This is a genomic window from Acidobacteriota bacterium (genome assembly GCA_040752675.1).
Classification (GTDB): Bacteria; Acidobacteriota; Polarisedimenticolia; order JBFMGF01; family JBFMGF01; genus JBFMGF01.
On the sequence record JBFMGF010000035.1, the window covers coordinates 42,605 to 61,624 of the forward strand.

At 49.6% G+C, this 19,020-nt stretch carries 15 protein-coding genes; 11 read left to right on the forward strand and 4 right to left on the reverse strand.

Translation table 11 applies throughout. The annotated features are described in order from the left end of the window. Positions 1 to 12 precede the first annotated feature (12 nt). The 5 genes from ligA (at position 13) to AB1756_03775 (ending at position 6,922) form a co-directional block, all read left to right on the forward strand. Entirely contained in the window at positions 13 to 2,049 is a 2,037-nt protein-coding gene (gene ligA, locus AB1756_03755) for an NAD-dependent DNA ligase LigA (GenBank protein MEW5806453.1), read from the forward strand. A gap of 6 nt (positions 2,050 to 2,055) precedes the next feature. After that, entirely contained in the window at positions 2,056 to 3,429 is a 1,374-nt protein-coding gene (locus AB1756_03760; protein ID MEW5806454.1) for a sigma-54 dependent transcriptional regulator, read from the forward strand. 130 nt (positions 3,430 to 3,559) lie between these two features. Then, positions 3,560 to 3,928: a response regulator gene (locus tag AB1756_03765; GenBank protein ID MEW5806455.1), complete on the forward strand. Its 369-nt coding sequence runs from the start codon at positions 3,560 to 3,562 to the stop codon at positions 3,926 to 3,928. Between the two features lie 34 nt (positions 3,929 to 3,962). Next, positions 3,963 to 5,501: a Do family serine endopeptidase gene (locus AB1756_03770; GenBank protein ID MEW5806456.1), complete on the forward strand. Its 1,539-nt coding sequence runs from the start codon at positions 3,963 to 3,965 to the stop codon at positions 5,499 to 5,501. A 77-nt stretch (positions 5,502 to 5,578) separates the two neighbouring features. Then, positions 5,579 to 6,922: a sigma-54 dependent transcriptional regulator gene (locus AB1756_03775; protein MEW5806457.1), complete on the forward strand. Its 1,344-nt coding sequence runs from the start codon at positions 5,579 to 5,581 to the stop codon at positions 6,920 to 6,922. Positions 6,923 to 6,953: 31 nt separating this feature from the next. Here the strand turns inward: AB1756_03775 and AB1756_03780 are convergent, their stop codons facing one another. Next, positions 6,954 to 9,377, reverse strand: a complete 2,424-nt coding sequence (locus AB1756_03780) for a M1 family aminopeptidase (GenBank protein MEW5806458.1) — start codon at positions 9,375 to 9,377, stop codon at positions 6,954 to 6,956. A gap of 351 nt (positions 9,378 to 9,728) precedes the next feature. Between AB1756_03780 and AB1756_03785 the strand changes: the two genes are divergently transcribed. The 6 genes from AB1756_03785 to AB1756_03810 all read left to right on the forward strand — a co-directional run bounded on the left by AB1756_03785 (position 9,729) and on the right by AB1756_03810 (position 14,902). Continuing rightward, positions 9,729 to 10,676 (forward strand): peptidase MA family metallohydrolase, encoded by a 948-nt coding sequence (locus tag AB1756_03785; GenBank protein ID MEW5806459.1) that lies wholly within the window; start codon positions 9,729 to 9,731, stop codon positions 10,674 to 10,676. Positions 10,677 to 10,759: 83 nt separating this feature from the next. Continuing rightward, the gene (locus AB1756_03790; GenBank protein MEW5806460.1) at positions 10,760 to 11,596 is read left to right on the forward strand and encodes a transketolase; all 837 of its coding nucleotides are present in this window, start codon (positions 10,760 to 10,762) and stop codon (positions 11,594 to 11,596) included. Then, the gene (locus AB1756_03795; protein ID MEW5806461.1) at positions 11,593 to 12,558 is read left to right on the forward strand and encodes a transketolase family protein; all 966 of its coding nucleotides are present in this window, start codon (positions 11,593 to 11,595) and stop codon (positions 12,556 to 12,558) included. The genes AB1756_03790 and AB1756_03795 overlap by 4 nt, the downstream gene beginning before the upstream one ends. Beyond that, positions 12,555 to 13,304 carry a DUF6588 family protein gene (locus AB1756_03800; protein ID MEW5806462.1) on the forward strand — a complete coding sequence of 250 codons (750 nt, stop codon included), beginning with the start codon at positions 12,555 to 12,557 and terminating at the stop codon, positions 13,302 to 13,304. Before AB1756_03795 ends, AB1756_03800 begins: the two co-directional genes overlap by 4 nt. Positions 13,305 to 13,331: 27 nt before the next feature. Next, a complete protein-coding gene (gene ftsE / locus AB1756_03805; protein MEW5806463.1) occupies positions 13,332 to 14,003 on the forward strand; it encodes a cell division ATP-binding protein FtsE in 672 nt (223 codons plus the stop codon). Next, positions 14,000 to 14,902, forward strand: a complete 903-nt coding sequence (locus tag AB1756_03810; protein ID MEW5806464.1) for a permease-like cell division protein FtsX — start codon at positions 14,000 to 14,002, stop codon at positions 14,900 to 14,902. Before ftsE ends, AB1756_03810 begins: the two co-directional genes overlap by 4 nt. A 101-nt stretch (positions 14,903 to 15,003) precedes the next feature. Here AB1756_03810 and AB1756_03815 read toward each other — a convergent pair whose 3' ends face one another. Genes AB1756_03815 through AB1756_03825 form a run of 3 tightly spaced genes read right to left on the reverse strand, consistent with a single transcriptional unit; the run spans position 15,004 to position 18,843 of the window. After that, on the reverse strand, positions 15,004 to 17,841 hold the full coding sequence (locus tag AB1756_03815) for a hypothetical protein (GenBank protein MEW5806465.1): 2,838 nt from the start codon (positions 17,839 to 17,841) through the stop codon (positions 15,004 to 15,006). 44 nt (positions 17,842 to 17,885) lie between these two features. Beyond that, positions 17,886 to 18,566, reverse strand: coding sequence for a hypothetical protein (locus tag AB1756_03820; protein ID MEW5806466.1), 681 nt, complete (start codon positions 18,564 to 18,566; stop codon positions 17,886 to 17,888). Beyond that, complete coding sequence (locus AB1756_03825) at positions 18,505 to 18,843, reverse strand: DUF6340 family protein (GenBank protein MEW5806467.1); 339 nt, start codon at positions 18,841 to 18,843, stop codon at positions 18,505 to 18,507. Before AB1756_03825 ends, AB1756_03820 begins: the two co-directional genes overlap by 62 nt. Positions 18,844 to 19,020: the final 177 nt, after the last annotated feature.

Below are 19,020 nucleotides of genomic sequence, written 5' to 3' on the forward strand. Positions count from 1 at the left end.
TAGGAACGAGACATGAGCTTCAAGGACAGAGTAAAGAAAATGACCAAGCTTGAAGCGGCAAAGAAGGCTGAAGAGCTAAAAGCTCAGATCAATTATCACAGGAAAAGGTACTATGTGGACAACCAGCCGGAGATTTCCGATCATGAGTACGACCTCCTGGAAAAAGAACTAAAGACAATCGAGGAGAGGTTTCCAGATCTGATCACGCCCGATTCTCCAACACAGAGAGTCGGAGGAGAGCCTGCAAAAGAGTTTCCAGTGATCTCGCATACACGACCGATGCTCTCTCTGGACAACGCCTATGATACAGAAGAGCTGAAAGAATTCGACACGAGACTTAAGAGGCTTCTCGGAATCCAGGAGCTTGATTACGTATCGGAGCTGAAGATCGATGGGATGAGCATCTCATTAAGCTATTCGAGAGGAGTCCTGGAGCAGGCAGTAACGAGAGGAGATGGCCTTTCGGGCGAGGATGTCACCCCCAACATCAGAACCATACAGTCTATCCCGCTGAGGCTTCTGAAGGATATCCCCTATCTCGAGGTTAGAGGAGAAGTTTACATTCCGCGGACTGAATTTGAGAGGATCAACCGCGAGAGGGAACAGAAGGGAGAGACGCTCTTTGCCAACCCGAGAAATGCGGCTGCGGGATCAGTCCGACTCCTCGATCCCAGGATAACTGCTACCAGGAAACTCGACATCTGCTTCTGGGCGCTGACAGAAGTAAGAGGCGCGGATGTAAAGACGCAGTGGAATGGGCTTCATTTCATGAGAGAATTGGGACTGAAGACAAATCCCGCGTCCAGGTTGTGCCGGAGTATTGGAGAGGTCATTGAATTCTGCAAGGAATGGGAAGAGAGTAAAGAAAAACTCGATTACGACATTGATGGTGTCGTCATCAAACTGAATTCTCTCCTCCTTCAGGAAAAAGCTGGAACAACGTCGAAGTTCCCCCGGTGGGCAATCGCCTACAAATACCCGGCCACTCAGGCAACGACCGTCGTAAAGGATATCGTCGTCCAAGTGGGAAGGACAGGAGCTTTGACTCCTGTGGCTGATCTGGAGCCGGTTGCCGTTGCCGGGTCCCTCATTTCGAGAGCCACGCTTCATAACGAAGACGAGATCAGGAGAAAAGATATTAGAATCGGTGACACGGTCATCATAGAGAAGGGGGGAGACGTCATCCCGAAGGTGGTGAGGGTCATAGAGAGCAAAAGGCCTAAAAACGCCCGTATGTTTCACATGCCGATGAAGTGTCCCGTCTGTGGAAGCCAGATCTTCAGACCTGAAGGAGAGGCAATCGCCCGATGCACAGGAGCAAGCTGTCCCGCCAGGCTGAGGGAAAGCGTTCTCCACTACGCGTCGAGAGGAGCGATGGACATCGAGGGGCTGGGCGAAGCCCTTGTGGATCAGCTTATTGAGAATGGGATGATCAAGGACATCTCCTCCATTTACAGCCTGAAGAAAGAAGAGATCGCGGGGCTCAAAAGGATGGGACAGAAATCAGCAGAAAACCTCATGGAGCAAATAGAAAAGAGCAAATCTAAATCTCTACACAAACTGATCTTTGCCCTCGGGATACGGCTTGTGGGAGAGAGGGGAGCCAAGATTCTGGCAATGAAATATCCATCAATCGATCTCCTTGCCGGAGCCGTGGAGGAAGAACTTCAGAGCATAAGAGAGATCGGACCGAAGATGGCTCAATCCATCAGAATCTTTTTCTCTCAGAAGAGTAACATTGACCTGATCAGAAGGTTGAAGAAAGCAGGTCTTAAGGTGGAAGAGAAACTGGAAAAGCAAGCAGTGGCATCGGTCTTCGAGGGCAAGACCTTTGTCCTGACAGGAACTCTTGATAAATACACTAGAGAAGAAGCGACGGAGATAATTGAATCGCTCGGAGGCAGAGTCTCTTCTTCCATAAGCAAGCAGGCAAACTTTCTGCTCGTAGGAAAGGAGGCCGGTTCCAAGCTTGATAAGGCAAGAAAGCTGGGAGTCAAAACCATCTCCGAGGATGACTTCCTCAAAATGCTCGATCATTCAAGAAGGTGATGTGGGGTGAAATCTGTGAGAGAAGAGGCAAAAATAATTCTTGTCGAGGACGAGGATTCCAATAGGGAGACCATGGCACGCGCCCTGAGAAAGACGGGGTATCATGTGAAGGACTTTTCACGTTCTGCAGAAGCGCTCGATTATCTCAGGAAAGGGGAAAACGTCTTCCTTGTCATAACGGATCTCATCATGCCGGATATGGATGGGATGGACCTTCTCAGGGAGATCAAAAAGTACAATGCCAGCATCGCCGTTCTCATGATAACAGGGCATGCCAGGATAGAATCTGCCGTCGAGGCGATGAAGAAGGGAGCGGAAGATTATCTTCAGAAGCCGATTGATCTCTTCGAATTGAGAAAGAGAGTCGGTGCCATCGTAGAGAAGAAGCTTCTCGAGAGGAAGGTGGAAGAGCTCAAAGAAAGACTGGGGGAGTTTACCTTTGAGAATATTATCGGAAAATCGACTCCGATGAGGGATGTCTTCAGGCAGATCAAGATGGTTGCCCCCACGAGGAGCAGCGTTCTTATCATTGGAGAGAGTGGAACGGGGAAGGAACTCATCGCCAATGCCATTCACGAGAACTCTCCCAGGAGAGGTGAACGCTTTCTGGCCCTCAACTGCGCTGCCATTCCTTTAGAGATTCTTGAAAGCGAACTCTTCGGGCATGAGAAAGGTTCTTTCACAGGAGCCATCGGTAGGAAGATCGGAAAATTCGAGTTGACGGACAGAGGGACGCTCTTCCTCGACGAGGTGGATTCGCTTCCAATGGAGATCCAGGTCAAACTGCTGAGAGCCCTCGAAGAGAAGGAATTCATGAGGGTAGGCGGCGCTGAGACGATCAAAATCGACACAAGAATTATCGCGGCGACGAAAATCGATCTAGAAAGAATGGTTGCAGATGGAACATTCCGGGAAGACCTCTACTATCGTCTCAAGGTAGTAACCATCAAGATCCCTCCTCTGAGAGAGAGGAAGGAAGACATCCCCCTTCTCGTCAACCATTTCCTCAAGAAGTTTTCCGAAGAAAACACGAGATCGGAGATAGTGAAGGTCAGTTCAGACGTGATGCTGGCCCTGATGGAGCACGAGTGGGAGGGGAATGTCAGGGAACTTAAAAATCTCATTGAAAGTCTGGTCGTCATGACCGATAAGCATGAGATCGGCTTTGAAGACCTTCCGGAAGATTACAGAAGAAAGGGAATCAAGGAACTGGAGGAGATGAGAATGACCAAAACGATACGGGAGGTAGAAAAAGAAGCCATACTCAAGGCGGTTGAGAAGGCCGGTGGGAACAGGACACGCGCCGCAGAGATGCTGGGAATGGGACTCAGGACCCTGTATCGTAAATTGAGGGAATATGAAAAAGAAGGCAGAAGCTGAGATCTGTGTCAAAAAGGCACTGTCCGGATTCTATCGGCTGGGGGCATTTTATAACTAATTGATGATAAAAAAGATATATAAAATACCGCTAACATAAAAATGGTATAAGTTTTGCGATTTATATGCAGCTATGGAAAACCAGAGAATTCTCGTAGTTGATGATGACCCTTCCGTCCTTGATACTTACAGGAAGCTTCTCAGAAGATGTGGGTATATAGCCATGACTGCGGAAAATGGGACAGAGGTCCTCAGGGACCTTGAGAAATTCAGATCGGCCGGGCTTGTCATCCTCGATTACAAGATGCCAGTCATGGATGGGCTTACGCTTCTAGTCGAGATGAGAAAGATGAAGTTCCTTCCCAAAGTCATACTGATTTCCGCCTATCTGACCGATGAGATCATACGGAGAGCGGAAGTTCTGGGCGTGGCAAAAATATTCCATAAGCCAGTGGATGTGGTGAAATTGAAACAATCCATCAAGGAAGCCCTCGAGGCTTGATTATTATCTTTACTCTAACTTCGGAGGATCAGGAATGAACAAGAGATTTCAATTTATATTGCTTCTGTTGATTGTGGGCGTATCCATAATTTTTGGAATGGTCATCAATGGCATGGTGAACAGGATCCCGGTAGCTTCGGCTGAAAGTAAGCTCTATTCGACGGCTCCGGATATGGCCATTCAGGCTCCAAGCTTTGCGGATATCGCCGAAAAGGCCAATCCTGCTGTCGTGAGCGTCATAAAGTACTCCAAGAAACGGGTGATCGATGAGCGTTACTTTCCCTTAGATGACTTCATTTGGAGATTCTTTGGGATGCCTGAAAGACAGGATAGAAGAGAAGAGCAACGCCAACATTACCGGCGAAGGTCTCCTAGGCAGGAAGAGTTCGAACATGAGGATGGAGGCGGCTCTGGATTCGTCATCAGTCCGGATGGCTACATCCTGACCAACAATCACGTCACCGAGCACGCTACAAGGATCGAGGTCACCATGGAGAACGATGAAAAGTATGAGGCCAAGCTGATCGGCAGCGACCCTGAGATCGATGTCGCATTGATTAAGATCGAGCCCAGGAGAGCTCTTCCTGTCCTTCCTCTCGGAGACTCGGATAAGATTAGAGTGGGGGAATGGGTGGCGGCTATCGGCAATCCATACATGCTCAAGCATACAGTAACGGTAGGGGTGGTAAGTGCCAAGGGAAGAAGGAACTTGATGATGATGAGCGATAGCCCCCTGGCGACGTTTATTCAGACAGATGCTGCCATTAATTTAGGGAACTCTGGTGGGCCTCTCCTCAACGCAAGAGGCGAGGTTATCGGCATCAATACTGCCATATATCGTGGTAACCTTGCAGAGGGGATAGGTTTTGCCATTCCGATAAATCAGGTGAAAGCGATTCTCGATCAGCTCAAGGCAAAAGGGAAAGTTTCCCGCGGCTATCTTGGTGTGGTCGTCCGAAGTGTCGATGAGAAGATCCAGGATTACTACAAACTTGGATCGAGAAAAGGTGCCTTTGTAGATGCAGTCCAGCCAGGGTTGCCTGGAGATAAGGCTGGCATCAGAAAAGGGGACATTATCCTGAGTGTCGATGGAAAAGAGATCAAGGAAAGTCAGGACCTAGTTTCTGAGATCTCTTCGAGATCGGCCGGTGACAGAGTGAAACTCGAGATCTTCCGGGATGGGAAGGGGATGACCCTTGAAGTAAAACTTGGCGAGAGAGAAACAATTTCCGCGGAGAAGGGAGAAGAATATCCTGAAAAAGAAGAAGAGAGTGATTCTTATGATCGCTTTGGCATCGCGGTGGATAATCTTACCTCTGAGAACAGGTACTATTTTGAAATTGATGAGAGGGTCCAGGGTGTCGTCATCGTTGACGTGAAGAAGTTCAGCGATGCCGCGGACGAAGGCATCCAGGAAGGGCAGGTCATCTCGGAAGTGAATGAGGTCCGTGTGAAGAATGTTTCTGACTTCAACAGGGAGATCAGGAAGGTTGGCAAAGATGATGTTGTAAAGTTTCAGATCATCCTCCAGGATGGAACTTCCCACATGATCTTCCTGAGGCCCTCTAGGTAAGCAGCTCCTTATAAAATTACTTAGAATAACTGAGAACCGGGAGGTGTTCCCTGGGAAAGGCGAAAGGGAAAGTTCTTGTGGTGGACGATGAGGATGACATCCTGTCCTCGCTCAGGATGATTCTCGAGTATGAGGGGTATCAGTTCATCGCTGCCAGGAATGGGATGGAAGGGCTGGAGAGGGTGAAGGAAAATCCGGATCTGATCCTCCTCGACATCAAAATGCCGAGGATGGATGGTATGGAGGTCCTGACTCAGCTCAGAAGATCACATCCACTCATCCCCGTTGTCATGATCTCCGGGCACGGAACTATTGCGGCTGCCGTTGAAGCGACGAAGATAGGAGCCTACGATTTCATGGAAAAACCGCTTGAGAGGGAAAGAGTCCTTCTCATCATCAAGCATGCCATCCAGCAGAAGAGATTGAAGGAAGAAAACATCACTTTAAAAAAACACGAAGAGAACAGGTTCCGGATGATAGGCGAAAGCGGTGCCATGAAGAGGCTCAAGGAAGACATCGCAAAGGTAGCGGGGACGAATGCAACTGTCCTTATAACCGGTGAGAGCGGCACAGGGAAGGAGCTTGTTGCAAGGACAATCCACAGGCAGAGCTCAAGGCAGGACAGGGATTTCATCAAGGTCAACTGTGCCGCCATTCCCGAGGAACTGATAGAGAGCGAGCTCTTCGGGCATGAGAAGGGAGCCTTTACGGGTGCTCACAGGGAGCAGATAGGAAAGTTCGTTCAGGCAGATGGCGGGACCATCTTTCTCGACGAGGTGGGGGACATGACTCTGAAAACGCAATCTAAGGTCCTGCGGGTCCTCCAGGACGGGGAGGTTGAGCCTGTCGGTTCGGCGCGGAGCTTCAACGTCGACGTACGGGTGATCGCGGCAACCAACAAAGACCTTCCGAGAGAGATCGAGAAGGGAACCTTCCGCGAGGATCTCTACTTCCGGCTGAACGTCGTCCCGATCCATTGTCCTCCTCTCAGGGAGCGAAGCGATGACATCCCTCCTCTCGTCAATTACTTCATGGAGAATTTCTGCAGTGAGAACAACTATAAGGTCAAGGAGATCACACAGGAAGCAATGAAGGCATTGATGGAACTTCCCTGGCGGGGCAATATCAGGGAACTGAAAAGCAGCATCGAACGGCTCATCATCATGAAGACGCGAAATGTTATCGATGCGGATGACATTACCGAAGAGATCCTCATCAAAACAGCACCGGAGAGGCTATCCCTCGAGTCCGCAAAGACGCTTAAGGATTTTAAAGATGTTTCGGAGCGGGCATTCCTCGTGGCGAAACTCAGGGAAAACAACTGGAACATCGCCAGAACGGCCAAGGAGATTGGGATGCAGCGCTCCAACCTTTACAAGAAGATGGAGATCTATGGCATCTCTCGTGAAAAGGACAGGTAGCCCTCTCTGCCTGATACCACAATTCTGAAAATCACTCACCCCAGGAAGCAGCGGCAAGGAGCTCTTTGGCATCATCGATCGTCACATTCTCAGGATTCTTGGAGTACTTGAATCTGAAGACAGCCTCTTCCGTTTGTTCCATCAGGACATCTTTTCTGCCCAGTTCATTTCCAGGAAAGTGGAAGAAGATCGGGATGAGCATCCTCTTGAGATGTTCCTTATCAGTTTGCTTGATCTTGACCTCGACGAGATACTTTCCATCTTCCGTCTGCCTGGATATGTAGGAATATTTTAATTCGGGAAAACCTGCTTCGCGGAACCACTGATCGAAGAACCAGTCCCAGTTCGCCTTGGTTGTCTCTCTCAGGATCTGCTGATAATCCTTTGTGACGGTATTCTGGTCGCGGAACTGTTCGCAGAATCTCTTCAAGCTTTCGAAGAAGAGCCTGTTTCCTTCTTCCGGTCCGTACACCTTGCATAAGGCCATCCTGAGCATGTGAAGGACATAGGGTCCTTTGAAGTAGAGAGAGATCATGGCTCCATTCTGATCCCTGTAGCCCAACCAGATTGGACCGATATTTTTTCGCATATAGGACATTTCCTTCCAGTTGTTCAGTTTATATTCGAACTCTTTGGTTCCCTTCGAAGCTTCCAGATAGAGCCCCGCCATGTATTCGGTGAAGCTCTCGCTGAGCCACTGCTCGTGATAGTTCTTCCAGCTCACAACATGGCCCCACCATTCGTGACCGATCTCGTGAGAGAGGAATCCGGCACGGAAACCCGGCTTGCCACCGATTCTCCAGGGAATGGCCTCCAACTCGTTGTCTCCCAGGAAAGCTTCCCCGGTTAGCTGAACGAGCCCCGGAGGGGCCTGACCGAAACCATAGCCGAAACCCATCTGGGCAATGTCCAGTTCATCGTATGGGAAGGAACCCAGATATTTTTCGTATTCCGTCACGATAATTCTCGATTCCTCCAGAATGCCCTGTGCCTGTTTCTGTTGCTTGAAGAGGGAATGGACGTATATGACAGGCCTCTTCGAATCGTCCTTGATCGTTATGTATTTGCCGAAGAGGACACTGGCGAGGGCGACCGGCTTATCCTCCTTCGTGTGGAGGCAATTATAGGGCCCTTCCGTCCAGCGCTTCAAGGTTGTTCCCGAAGCGATAGCAATGAAAGGCTTTGGAACCCGGATAGTCATATCGAAGCTGTACCTTTTCAGATAGCCGTACTGGGGGAACCAGGGATAGGTGTTCAACAGCCTGAACGTGGATTCCCCTTCAGGAAGAAACTCCAGAGAAGGATCAAGCCTGTATCCAGGGGGAGGAGAAACTGGAGGATCGGGTCTCAAAAAATCCCCCTTGTAATCAAAATTCAGCACGGCCACATCATTTTTATTCAGCGTTCCGGGAAGTTGAATCAGGACTGTGAAGTTCTTATAGATGAAGGGAAGATCTTTTCCTGTTTCATCTGTGATCTTATTGATCTGGATCTGTTTGTCGTGTCGGTCCGGATCGAAGTCCGCGCCAAGTGGGATCTGGATGACAGACAGCTTATCCACGAGGGGCGTGAAACGCATGGAGACCTTTGCGTTGAATATCAGGTTTCCCGGTTCAATTGTGAAGTCCATGTCGTAATGAGTCACATTATAGAGATTGATGTCTTCTCGATCGAGGTCTATCCCCTTTTCATAATCTTCTTTCTTGTTGAAAGCCGTGATTATATTTTCAAAGGTAGTTGCACCGAAGCCCAGCTTTTTTCTCTTGATAAGCATTATCTCTTCAGCACCTTCTAAGACACCCGCGGGGGAGTAAACGAAGCCGATGAGTCCCAGCTTCTCGACTTCTGTTTCCGCAAACAGGTAAGCGTTCCTTGGAACTTCGGAGTAATAGTCCTCTATGGCCGGGAACTCCAAGTTGAAGAGGAGGTCGTAGAGAGCCTGCTGGCGATTCTTGAACTTCTCCGCTGCCTTTTTCCCCTCATCACTGCTGGCATCTTTCATCAGCGGCTCGAAAATCTGCCGGGTATCATCGTTGAATCGGATGAAGAGTTCCTTGAAGGGTTCGTTGAAAGTCTCCTTGTCAGTGTAATTTTTGATCTCTTCCTTCTCTATCTTTCCAGGAGGTTCGAAGATCATCCTTCCCTGACCGATGAAGAAGGCTCCCCCCGCCCTGGGAATCTCAGGGATCGGTTTGGTCAGGCAGATGTATCCCGATTCGAATTTCCACTCAACTCTATCTTTCTTGAAGGAGAAATTCTCGAGTCTGGCCACTTTCAAAGTATCGATTTCCATCTTTTTCAGTTTTTCAATGAGGCTCAATATTCCCTCTTTCGTTGCTGCTTCTTGCGCTTCATCCGCCAGGATAGTATTAAAGGTGAGAGTTCCAGAACAGACTAGAATAACGAAAATCAGCAGTTTGAAAAGATCGACTTCTCTTGATCTTAAGAATCCCATAGCCATTCCTCCATTCCGGTGATCGCTTGATAAAAATTGTTTTAGAAAATCTCCACTATCTCTTTAGTTCTTATAGGGTAACATTCACATGCGAATTTATCAAACTCAATATTGCAGTTTTCAACCTCCATTTTATGACTTAATATACGCAGCCAACAGGCGATTGTTCTTCTTGCATGGAAAAAGCCGATCGCACGATCATCAGTAACCTGAGAAGTGATGCAATTTAATGAAGATCTCTCTGGGTGAAAGAGAAAAGGGGAATGTTATAATTCCGATGAACAAGGTTCCTGTGAAAGTCATGGAAAAAGCATCCATCAGCAAGTCGAGTTGAGTTGGTTCTACAGATTTATGAAGCCAGGCAGAATCTTTTGCATCCTCATCCCGGCCTTCTTCCTGATTTTTCCTATCCCGGCTTATTCGAAACATGAAGAGAACTCTCCGGAATTGAGATCTTTCAATGCGTTGCAGAATCGGTACATGAACATTTACTTCGATACGGCGAAATCGGGAAGGATCTCATCAATCATTCTGGGTGCTTCGGCAGGGATCTTCCCCCGATTCGAGGAAGATTTTAGAATTAGGCTCGATGGGAAAGTTACGCTTCTCGTTCTATCGGAATCGGAAGAGTCCCGAAAGTCGGTTCCCATCGGATATGAACCGGATTGGGCAGCTGGGAAAGCCTATCCGTCGGAGAGGCTCATGGCAATAATCGTTGAGAGGCTTGGGTTCTACCCCGACATGGATGCCGTTTCCGTCTTTGCCCATGAACTGAGCCATATCTATCTATACCATTCGATGAAAGAGAGCGGGATCTTTGTTCCCCGATGGTTCGACGAGGGAGTGGCGATGCTCCAGGCCAGGCGCTGGGGGATGCGAGATCATTACGAACTCGTTTCATCGCTTATCACTGGTACATACATACCTCTGGATGCACTCAGAGGAAGCTTCCCGGAAGACCGCTATGAAGCAAAAAAGGCCTATGTTGAATCCTTTTCATTTTTATCTTATCTTTCCGAGAACTATGGAGAATATTCCATCTCGCTCCTGATTGCCGAGATGCAGAAAGGAAACGACTTCGACTCTGCCTTTGCTGCCATCATCGGAGCAGATCTCAGAGGTGTCGAGAGGAGATGGATTAGCAGGACAACACTCTGGTACAGGTGGATCCCTATTGCCACCTCTTCCATCACCCTCTGGATCGGTATCACTCTCCTGTTCCTTCTTGGCTACCTGCGAAAGAAGAGGAGAAATCGAGAAACTCTCAAAAGCTGGGAAGAAGATTACTGGGAACAATAGTAGGAGGTGCAAGAATTATGGTTGAAAGGGAATCCCTTGCGGTATAGAATTAGTGACATTTTAAAGGAGAGATGTGATTGCAAATGCCGGAGATGAGACTCCACGAAGAAGAGATTCAGAAACTCAAGGAAATCGCGCGGCAATGCCGGATTGATATCGTCAGGATGACGCATAAAGCGGGGAGCGGACATCCGGGCGGCTCTCTGTCAGCGATCGACATTCTAACCGTCCTCTTCCTCAAGAAAATGAGACATGATCCGAAGAATCTATCTCTGCATGGCAGAGATCGGTTCATTATGTCCAAGGGGCATGCTTCGCCCGCCTACTATTCGATTCTTTCAAGAGCGGGATACATCCCGGAAGAGAGGCTCATCAGCTTCAGAAAATTCGGATCGGAACTTCAAGGGCATCCCGAACGTTCCTATCTTCCCTTCATCGACATCTCCTCGGGTGGGTTGGGCCAGGGGCTCTCCGTTGCCAACGGACTGGCTCATGGGTTGAGGATCCAGGGGATCCCGGCGAGAGTCTACATCCTGATGGGGGATGGCGAGATTCAGGAGGGGCAGGTCTGGGAAGCGGCCATGGCGGCTGCCCATTACAGGCTCGATAATCTCTGCGCAATCCTTGACAGGAACATGCTCCAGATCGGCGGCAATACCGAAATGATCATGGCGCTTGAACCTCTGGCGGACAAGTGGAAGGCTTTTGGATGGAACGTCATCGTCATCGACGGACATGATATTGACTCCATCATGAACGCCCTGAATGAAGTGGAGAGCGTAAAGGGTCAACCGAGCATCATCATTGCGAAGACGGTCAAAGGGAAGGGGGTATCCTTTATGGAGAACAACGTAGAGTTTCACGGCAAGGCTCCAGACGATGAACAGCTCCGCAAGGCTTTGGAGGAACTCGGCGGATGAGTGGCAGTGCGAATACGATGAAGATGGCGGGGACGAGGGACGCCTTTGGTGAAGCTATTGTCGAACTGGGGAAGGAAAACAAAAAGATCGTCGTCATCGATGCCGATCTGGCAGAATCGACGAGGACGCACAGGTTTAAAGAGACTTTTCCAGATAGGTTCATACAGCTCGGGCTCCATGAACAGGACATGGTTTCGACGGCTGCCGGGCTGGCAGCTTCGGGGCTGATCCCCTTCGCAACTTCGTTCGTCGTTTTCCTTTCAGGCATTCCATGGATTCAGATCAGGCAATCGGTTTGTCTCTCGCATCATAACGTTAAACTGGTAGCAAGCCATGGAGGGATCACAGTCGGAGAGGATGGCGCCTCTCATCAGGGGTGCGAAGATTTTGCGCTCATGAGCGTGCTTCCCCACATGACCGTCATCTGTCCGGCCGATGCCGCGGAAACAAAGAAGGCGGTGAAGGCAATTGCAGAACATGACGGTCCCGTCTATATGCGCCTCTCAAGGGAGAAGTTTCCGGTCCTCTTCGACGAGAGCTACCACTTCAAGATAGGAAAAGCAAGACGCCTTCAGGAGGGCGAGGATGTTTCACTCCTTGGCACGGGCCTCATGGTATATCACTCACTTCTCGCAGCGGAGCTGTTGAAGGTGAATGGGATCTCCGCCCGGGTCATCAACGTCTCCACCATAAAACCGCTCGATATAGAAGAGATCGTAAAAGCAGCGAGGGAGACTGGATGCATCGTGACCGCAGAAGAACATTCCGTCATCGGCGGTCTTGGAAGCTTGGTGGCCTCCCGCGTGTCGAAGGAATGTCCTGTTCCCATCGAGATGATCGGCGTTCATGATCAGTTTGGCTTTTCGGGTAAGCCGGAGGAGCTATTAGCACATTTTCATCTGATGCCGAAAGATATCGAAGAGGCTGCCCTGAAAGTAATAGAGAGAAAAAGGAGGAGATGACCTTGAAAAGATCGATCGTATGGAATCTTGCTCTCATTTTAATTCTTGGTGTTTCGTCCGCACTTGCAGGCGTTGACATCGAGATCACGGAGGATTTCACGGAAGATGGTTTCAGGAAGTTGAGCGAAGAAATAGGATTTGCCATCAGCTACTTCCCCCTTGCTCCTGCAGAGGGTCTCGGCGTTCCCGGCGTCGATATCTCTATTCAAGTCCGCGGGATCAATATCACAGAAGATTCAGATTACTGGAGCTCTGCCACTCAGGAGACGGACGTCTCCTCTTATCTTATAGTGCCGGCTCTGCAGGTCCGCGTTGGTCTGCCGAAGCAGATAGATATTGGCGCATTTTACGCAATGGTTCCGGACAGCAATGTGAAGATTCAGGGGGCGGAAGTGAAATGGGCTTTCCTGAAAGGGGGAACCGTCACTCCGGCACTCGCCGCGAGAGCCGCATACACGAGGTTGAACGGGGTGGATCATCTTGAAATGAACACCAAAGGGATCGATCTCTCCATAAGCAAGGGATTTACCTTCTTCACTCCCTATGCAGGTGCAGGTCTTCTCTCCGTTCGCTCGGAAGCGGCTGATCTTCCGTTCACGCCAGCGGTGCCTCTCGATGAATCGTTCATCATGGGAAGATACTTTGCCGGCGCCAGATTTACGTTTGGGATCGTGGCCATCGTGGCAGAGTATGACAGGGGCGGGGGCGTCGATTCGCTTACGGCTAAACTCTCCCTTCACTTCTGAAAATGGAATTCATGAGACGAGCTTTGAATGATTAGCTTTCATCATGTTTCCAAGAGATACGGACCACACATCGGCGCGCTCAACGATGTAACCTTCTCCGTGGAGAAAGGGGAGTTCGTCTTCATCACTGGTCCGAGCGGGGCAGGAAAGACGACGCTTCTGCGATTGATCTTCAGAGGGGAAACTCCCACGGAAGGGCAGATCCTGGTTGACGGGAAAAATGTGACCGCCATCCCTGACTCCAGGATCCCGTACATTCGAAGGACCATCGGGGTAGTCTTTCAGGACTTCAAGCTCATCGAAAGAAAGGACGTCCTGGATAATGTCTCCTATGTCTTGAGAATACTGGGGATATCGAGCAAGGAGATGAGGAGGAAGGCTTATAACGCGCTGCGTATCGTCGGGCTCAATCATCGCCTTCATCAGTATCCCAAGATGCTATCGGGCGGGGAACAACAGAGAGTTGCCATAGCGCGGGCCATCGCCAATGAGCCCATGATCCTCCTTGCCGATGAACCGACCGGGAATCTCGATCCAGACCTTGCCCTGGAGATCATGCAGCTATTCAAAGATATCAATGCGCGGGGAACTACGATCATCGTGGCTACGCATGACAGAGACCTGGTCCGGCGGATGAACAAGCGTGCCATTCTGATCGAGAAGGGACGGATCCTCGAGGATAGAAAGGTTGCAATTTGAAATATCTCGAGAACTTGAAGTACTTTATTTCTGAGTCCATTTACAACCTATGGTATGCGAAAGGTGTAAATTCCATCTCGATCGCCACCATCGCCATCTCCCTTTATATAATAGGGATCTTTCTCCTACTCATGGCGAACGCCACACTCTTCTTCAACGCTCTCTCGGAAAAAGCGCAGATCGACATCTATCTGAAGGACGATATCTCGGATTCCGAGAGGGAAGAGATCGCTCTCTTGCTGGAAGAGGATGGTATCGTAAAATCATTTCAGTTCATCCCAAAGCCTGAAGCCCTGCAGAGGTTCAAAAAGGATTTCCCTGACCTGAAGGATATTCCCGAGGAACTTGAAGACAATCCCATACCGGCTTCTTTCGAGGTTGCCTTGTCAGAGACCGGGAACTCCGAGGACACAATATCCAGTTTTATCAGGAAGTTCTCCCGGTTAGATGGTATCGAGGACATACAGTGCGACAGGGAATGGATAAAGAAACTGGGTTCCTATCTGAATCTTATGAAGGGCGGAGGCATCCTCCTCGGAGGAATCCTCTATTTCGCGGCTGCCTTTACCATATCAAGTGTCATCAGGCTCAACGTCTATTCCCGCAGGGATGAGATAGAGATCATGCGACTGGTGGGAGCGACCAATAGCTTCATCAGGGGACCCTTCCTTGCCGAGGGAGTTCTTCAGGGATTGATTGCCGCCTTCCTATCAGTAGCTGCTCTTTATGGAACATACTGGTTCTTCATCGCTTACTCCAGAGAGAGCTACAGCATCCTCCTGGGGTTCTTTACATCCACATTCATCACCCTTCCCCAGTTTCTGCTCGTCGTTGTGTCTGGAATGGCCATCGGGCTGGCGGGAAGCTTTCTCTCCATTCGCCGCTTCCTCACCATCTGATAACATGAAAGATTCCTGAATTTTCATTCCTCAATTATTGTAGTTTTCAGGAATATTGAGCTTATGCTGCGTCAGGATGCTATGAACAAGACCACGATCAGTTAGAATTCGTATGCGATGTAGAAATCGGTGCGGAAACCCGACTCCGACGATTTGATATCCGTCCTCTTGGAGAACATCCAGTTAAACTGCAGTGGGCCCAGGAAGAAGAAATTGAACCCCAGTCCGTAGGAAGCATGACCATCTACAAGCCTCTTCTCCTCGCTATCGTAAAAATCGAACTTTCTGTACATGAACGTTTCATGATCGTAGATCCAGCCGTCCTTGAACCAGGCGGTTCCGATGTCGGCGAAGACGACGCCACGGATGGATCGGATCGCTCCAAAGGGGAATTTCAGCTCATCGATGAGGGGAAATCTAAACTCAAAATTTGTGAAAGCGATTCTTGTTCCAAAGAACTCCCTGAAATCGTAACCCCGGATCTGGTTCAACCCCCCCACTCCATAAACGTTTGCTCCATCCCCATCGCTGACTATTCCGGCAAGGCGCCAGGCAAAAAGCGAGCGTGAGGTGATGTGGGCATAGCTCCTGAAATCGATGGAATATTCTTTAAAGGAACGCGCATCTCCCATCGCAGGCGCATATGTTGCGGAGACCTCGAATCGCTTCCCGTGATAAGCGCCGAATTCCTTGAAGCGGGTCGTGTCTCCATTGAAGCTGAATCCGACTATGGGGAAAGTCTCCGAGAACTTGTTCAGATTGACTTCGTCAGTCATGGGATCCCGGGTGGGGTAGATCTGACTTCGGTAGATGACGCCGCCGAACCCTTCCACGCGGTAGTATCGGTTGAAGGGCCACTGGATGATTCCATGAGCGGCAGATACGCGGGACTCGACCCGGTACAACCCAGTGTAATCCGACAGGACAAAGAAATCATGGAAATCAAAGACACGGAAGGCATAGTCGAACCGATGCTTCAGATTAAGATAGAGAACATCAAGATTGGAGAAATCCCGGATCGAATAGAACCGTGCTCGGATCCTGTGGTCCCCGAGGAGATCAGTGAAGATGACATCGGCATTACTCAGGATGCTTCCATCGTTTGCAACGCCGACCGTTATCTCCGGAGCCTCAACATCCCACTTCAGTCGCCTGTATCGGCTCTTTTTCTCTTCATCGAGGCTGAGCGATAAAGGTGGCTTGAACATTTCTTCTTCAATGGTGGTGCTTGGCTTTTCTTCCTGCTGGATGATCTCCACGGGTTCCTTGATCTCCATCCTGTAGAGACGGAACGTCCCGCGGAAGAGAGCCGCGAACGTGAGCGCTTCCTTTCCCTCCTGGTCGGCGATCTGGACAGGCGTGAAGGCGCCGCCAAGAAGGTCGGTGTGCCTTTGCATCTCTCCCGTATCGAGGTTTAGAGAGTAAACGTTGAAGATGCCGTTCGCGGTTCGATCCGAAGAGAAAAAAACAAGTTTTCCGTTCCTGGAGAAGGATGGCTGGATGTCATTCCCCGGCCCGATTGTCAGTTGAGTCTTTCTCGTCGGGTCGTCCATGTCAAGGAGAAAGATTTTCTCGTTCTCTCCGACTCTCCGGTTGTAGAGGATCTTCCTGCCATCACTGGAGTAGGAGGGATTCGAATCATAGTACTCATCATCGGTGATATTCTTGGTCTCTTTGGTATCGAGATCGATCTGGAAGATATCCCAGACCCCATTCCTGTTCCCGCTGAACAGAATCCGGTTCCCCTCCGGAGAGAAAGAGGGGGAAGCCCCCATATCGACTTCGAGCTTCAGGTTGTGAACCTTCTCTCCAGTCAGAGCATCGTAGACGAGCAGCGGACGGTAATTCTCCTTCCTGACGAAAAAGGAAACGAGGTCTCCCTTCGGCGACCAGGAAAGGTCCTTCTTGCCCGAGAACGCCTCCGTGGTGATGTACTCATAATTGTTTGTGAATCCCCTGGTTAGATTCCTTACGAGGGAGCCGTCGTTGGCAGAGATGACGACGACATCGAGTTCCTCTTTCGGGTTGGCAAGGGCAGCGACAAGCTCACCGGAAGGAGAGATCGTTGGTGAGAAGGTAAAAACCTGGGGCTTCTTGAAACCGATTTCTTTTCCGTACTCTCCTGGTTCATTTTTTTCAAGAAGGATGGGGAAATATTTCTGTCTCAGATACTTCTGGAATCTCCTGTTGAATTCGTCCATCTCCAACCCGAAGGACTCTTTTATTGCCTTCTGAATGTTGTTGGTGAGCAAGACCTTCTTGTATTCGTACAGGAAGGTCCTCACTCCCTCTTTCCCGAAGCTCTTCTCCATGAAGTCGAAGATGGCGTGTCCGAAGCGGTAAGTCAGGAATGATAAGACATTCAGTTTTTCGATCTCCGGGATGATGTTGTTGACGACGGCATCCCGGATGATCATCCGGTCCATGTTGTCTTCATCCTGCGCGAGGTAGCTTGCCAGGCCTTCGAAGAGCCAGAGGGGAGGCTGGGACCGGATGGCGCGCCCCAGGTTCCCCTCGTAAAAGATGCTGAATTCGAATATGTGGACTATCTCATGCGTCAGGACCTTAAACATCCTGTCTCTGGGCGTATCGATCGGGATGACGACCCGGTTCTGGAACGGTTCGGCAAAGGCTCCTACTGCTTCCGGGATCTCCTGCATCATCACGTTGGTCTGCTCGAATTCGGCATGAGTCTTATAGTAGATAAGGGGAATCTTGAAATTGATCTCGTGGTCGAGGTTTTTGCTCAACTGCAAGTAGGCGCTCTCCGCGTAGCCTACCATCTCCTGAAGAAACTCCTCTTCTTCCGGGTAGTAGTAGACGTCGAAGTGAGGGGAAGAGTAGTAATGCCATTCGAACTTCTGATAGGTGATCTTGTTCTTGTAAAAGGAGAGGATCGGATCTGGAAAAACAAGAGAGATGAAAACAAAGACCGACATGAAAAGCAAGGATCTCCACCATGATTTCATGGGAACCTCCCGGTTCATTCGAAGAAGATAAATCGCTGCTCCTCCCTTGATTGAGGTGTGACGATTCCCGCGATCTCATCTTTGATACGGTCGTTGAAGTCATAGAAGACCTGAAGGGCATCGTTCGATGTCCCCTCGAAGATCGCGCTGTCGGAGAAATTGTCCTCATAGAGGAAGGCGCCGTTCAAACCTCTAAAGAAGAAGAGAGAGAATTCCATCTTGAACTCCTCTCTCTCCGCGTAAACGGTCCGCCGCACCTTCTGCCCCGTGACAGTGTTGATGTCGTCTCTGTTCACGAAGCCGGAGCGGTTGACCGAATGAAAGTCGATAGTTCCTGACAGGATGAGATTGGCATCGTACTCCTCTCCGAGGTGCTTCCAGAACTGGTAATTGTTCTTGATCTCCTCAACAGTCTGCTCGGGGAGGCTCGGCGGTGGTACATCCAGGATTGTGAAGTTCCCCTTCTTCCGGAGCTCGCTCTTCAGGAGCCGGACGATCTCACGGTTGACGTCGAAATCGATGTTTGTGCCGGTGATGAAACTGGCCACGAGTATCTTCTTGACTCCATCCGTGCTTATCTTCGGAGGTACCGGAATCTTCACCTGGACTTTGATGGCTTCTCCAAGAGAAGGACTAATTGCCAGGGTCAGGATGAAAAGCATCAGGGGGAGAAGCATCGTGAGACATTTTTTCATGAGATCCTTTTCCCGTCGTTTTAAAATCTGCATAGAATTTCATGAAGAGGTTGTAATTTTGTTTCACAATCTTGTCATTTTTCCCCAGGCTCAGGGCTTTGCTGTATTCCTTTTCCGCTTCCTCGTATCTTCCAAGGGCTTCACATGCGACGGCTAGGTTGTTGTGCAGCCGGTAGTTCTCAGGCTCTAATGCGAGGGCCTTTTCCCAGCGATAGATGGCTTCCCTCCAGTTCCCTTTCCGGGCCATTTCGGCTCCGAATCTCATCTGACTTTTCACATCGGCGGTATTCATATTGCTTGAAGAGGTGAGGGACAAGGTTAGAAAGAATAAGAATATGAGGAGCGCTTTTCTCATAAATGGCCTGTGGAAGTTCAAGTATAAATAAGAATAGCCAAATTTTCAAATGTCATGCGTTGATATTTATGAAACCTTGATGTAATATCATCGTTCGAT

Excerpts from the sequence above, each read along its gene's own strand:
- ligA (MEW5806453.1), top strand. The coding sequence starts at position 13 with ATGAGCTTCAAGGACAGAGTAAAGAAAATGACCAAGCTTGAAGCGGCA.
- AB1756_03765 (MEW5806455.1), top strand. The coding sequence starts at position 3,560 with ATGGAAAACCAGAGAATTCTCGTAGTTGATGATGACCCTTCCGTCCTT.
- AB1756_03770 (MEW5806456.1), top strand. The coding sequence starts at position 3,963 with ATGAACAAGAGATTTCAATTTATATTGCTTCTGTTGATTGTGGGCGTA.
- AB1756_03780 (MEW5806458.1), bottom strand. The coding sequence starts at position 9,377 with ATGGGATTCTTAAGATCAAGAGAAGTCGATCTTTTCAAACTGCTGATT.
- AB1756_03785 (MEW5806459.1), top strand. The coding sequence starts at position 9,729 with ATGAAGCCAGGCAGAATCTTTTGCATCCTCATCCCGGCCTTCTTCCTG.
- AB1756_03790 (MEW5806460.1), top strand. The coding sequence starts at position 10,760 with ATGCCGGAGATGAGACTCCACGAAGAAGAGATTCAGAAACTCAAGGAA.
- AB1756_03795 (MEW5806461.1), top strand. The coding sequence starts at position 11,593 with ATGAGTGGCAGTGCGAATACGATGAAGATGGCGGGGACGAGGGACGCC.
- AB1756_03800 (MEW5806462.1), top strand. The coding sequence starts at position 12,555 with ATGACCTTGAAAAGATCGATCGTATGGAATCTTGCTCTCATTTTAATT.
- ftsE (MEW5806463.1), top strand. The coding sequence starts at position 13,332 with ATGATTAGCTTTCATCATGTTTCCAAGAGATACGGACCACACATCGGC.
- AB1756_03815 (MEW5806465.1), bottom strand. The coding sequence starts at position 17,841 with ATGTCGGTCTTTGTTTTCATCTCTCTTGTTTTTCCAGATCCGATCCTC.
- AB1756_03820 (MEW5806466.1), bottom strand. The coding sequence starts at position 18,566 with ATGAAAAAATGTCTCACGATGCTTCTCCCCCTGATGCTTTTCATCCTG.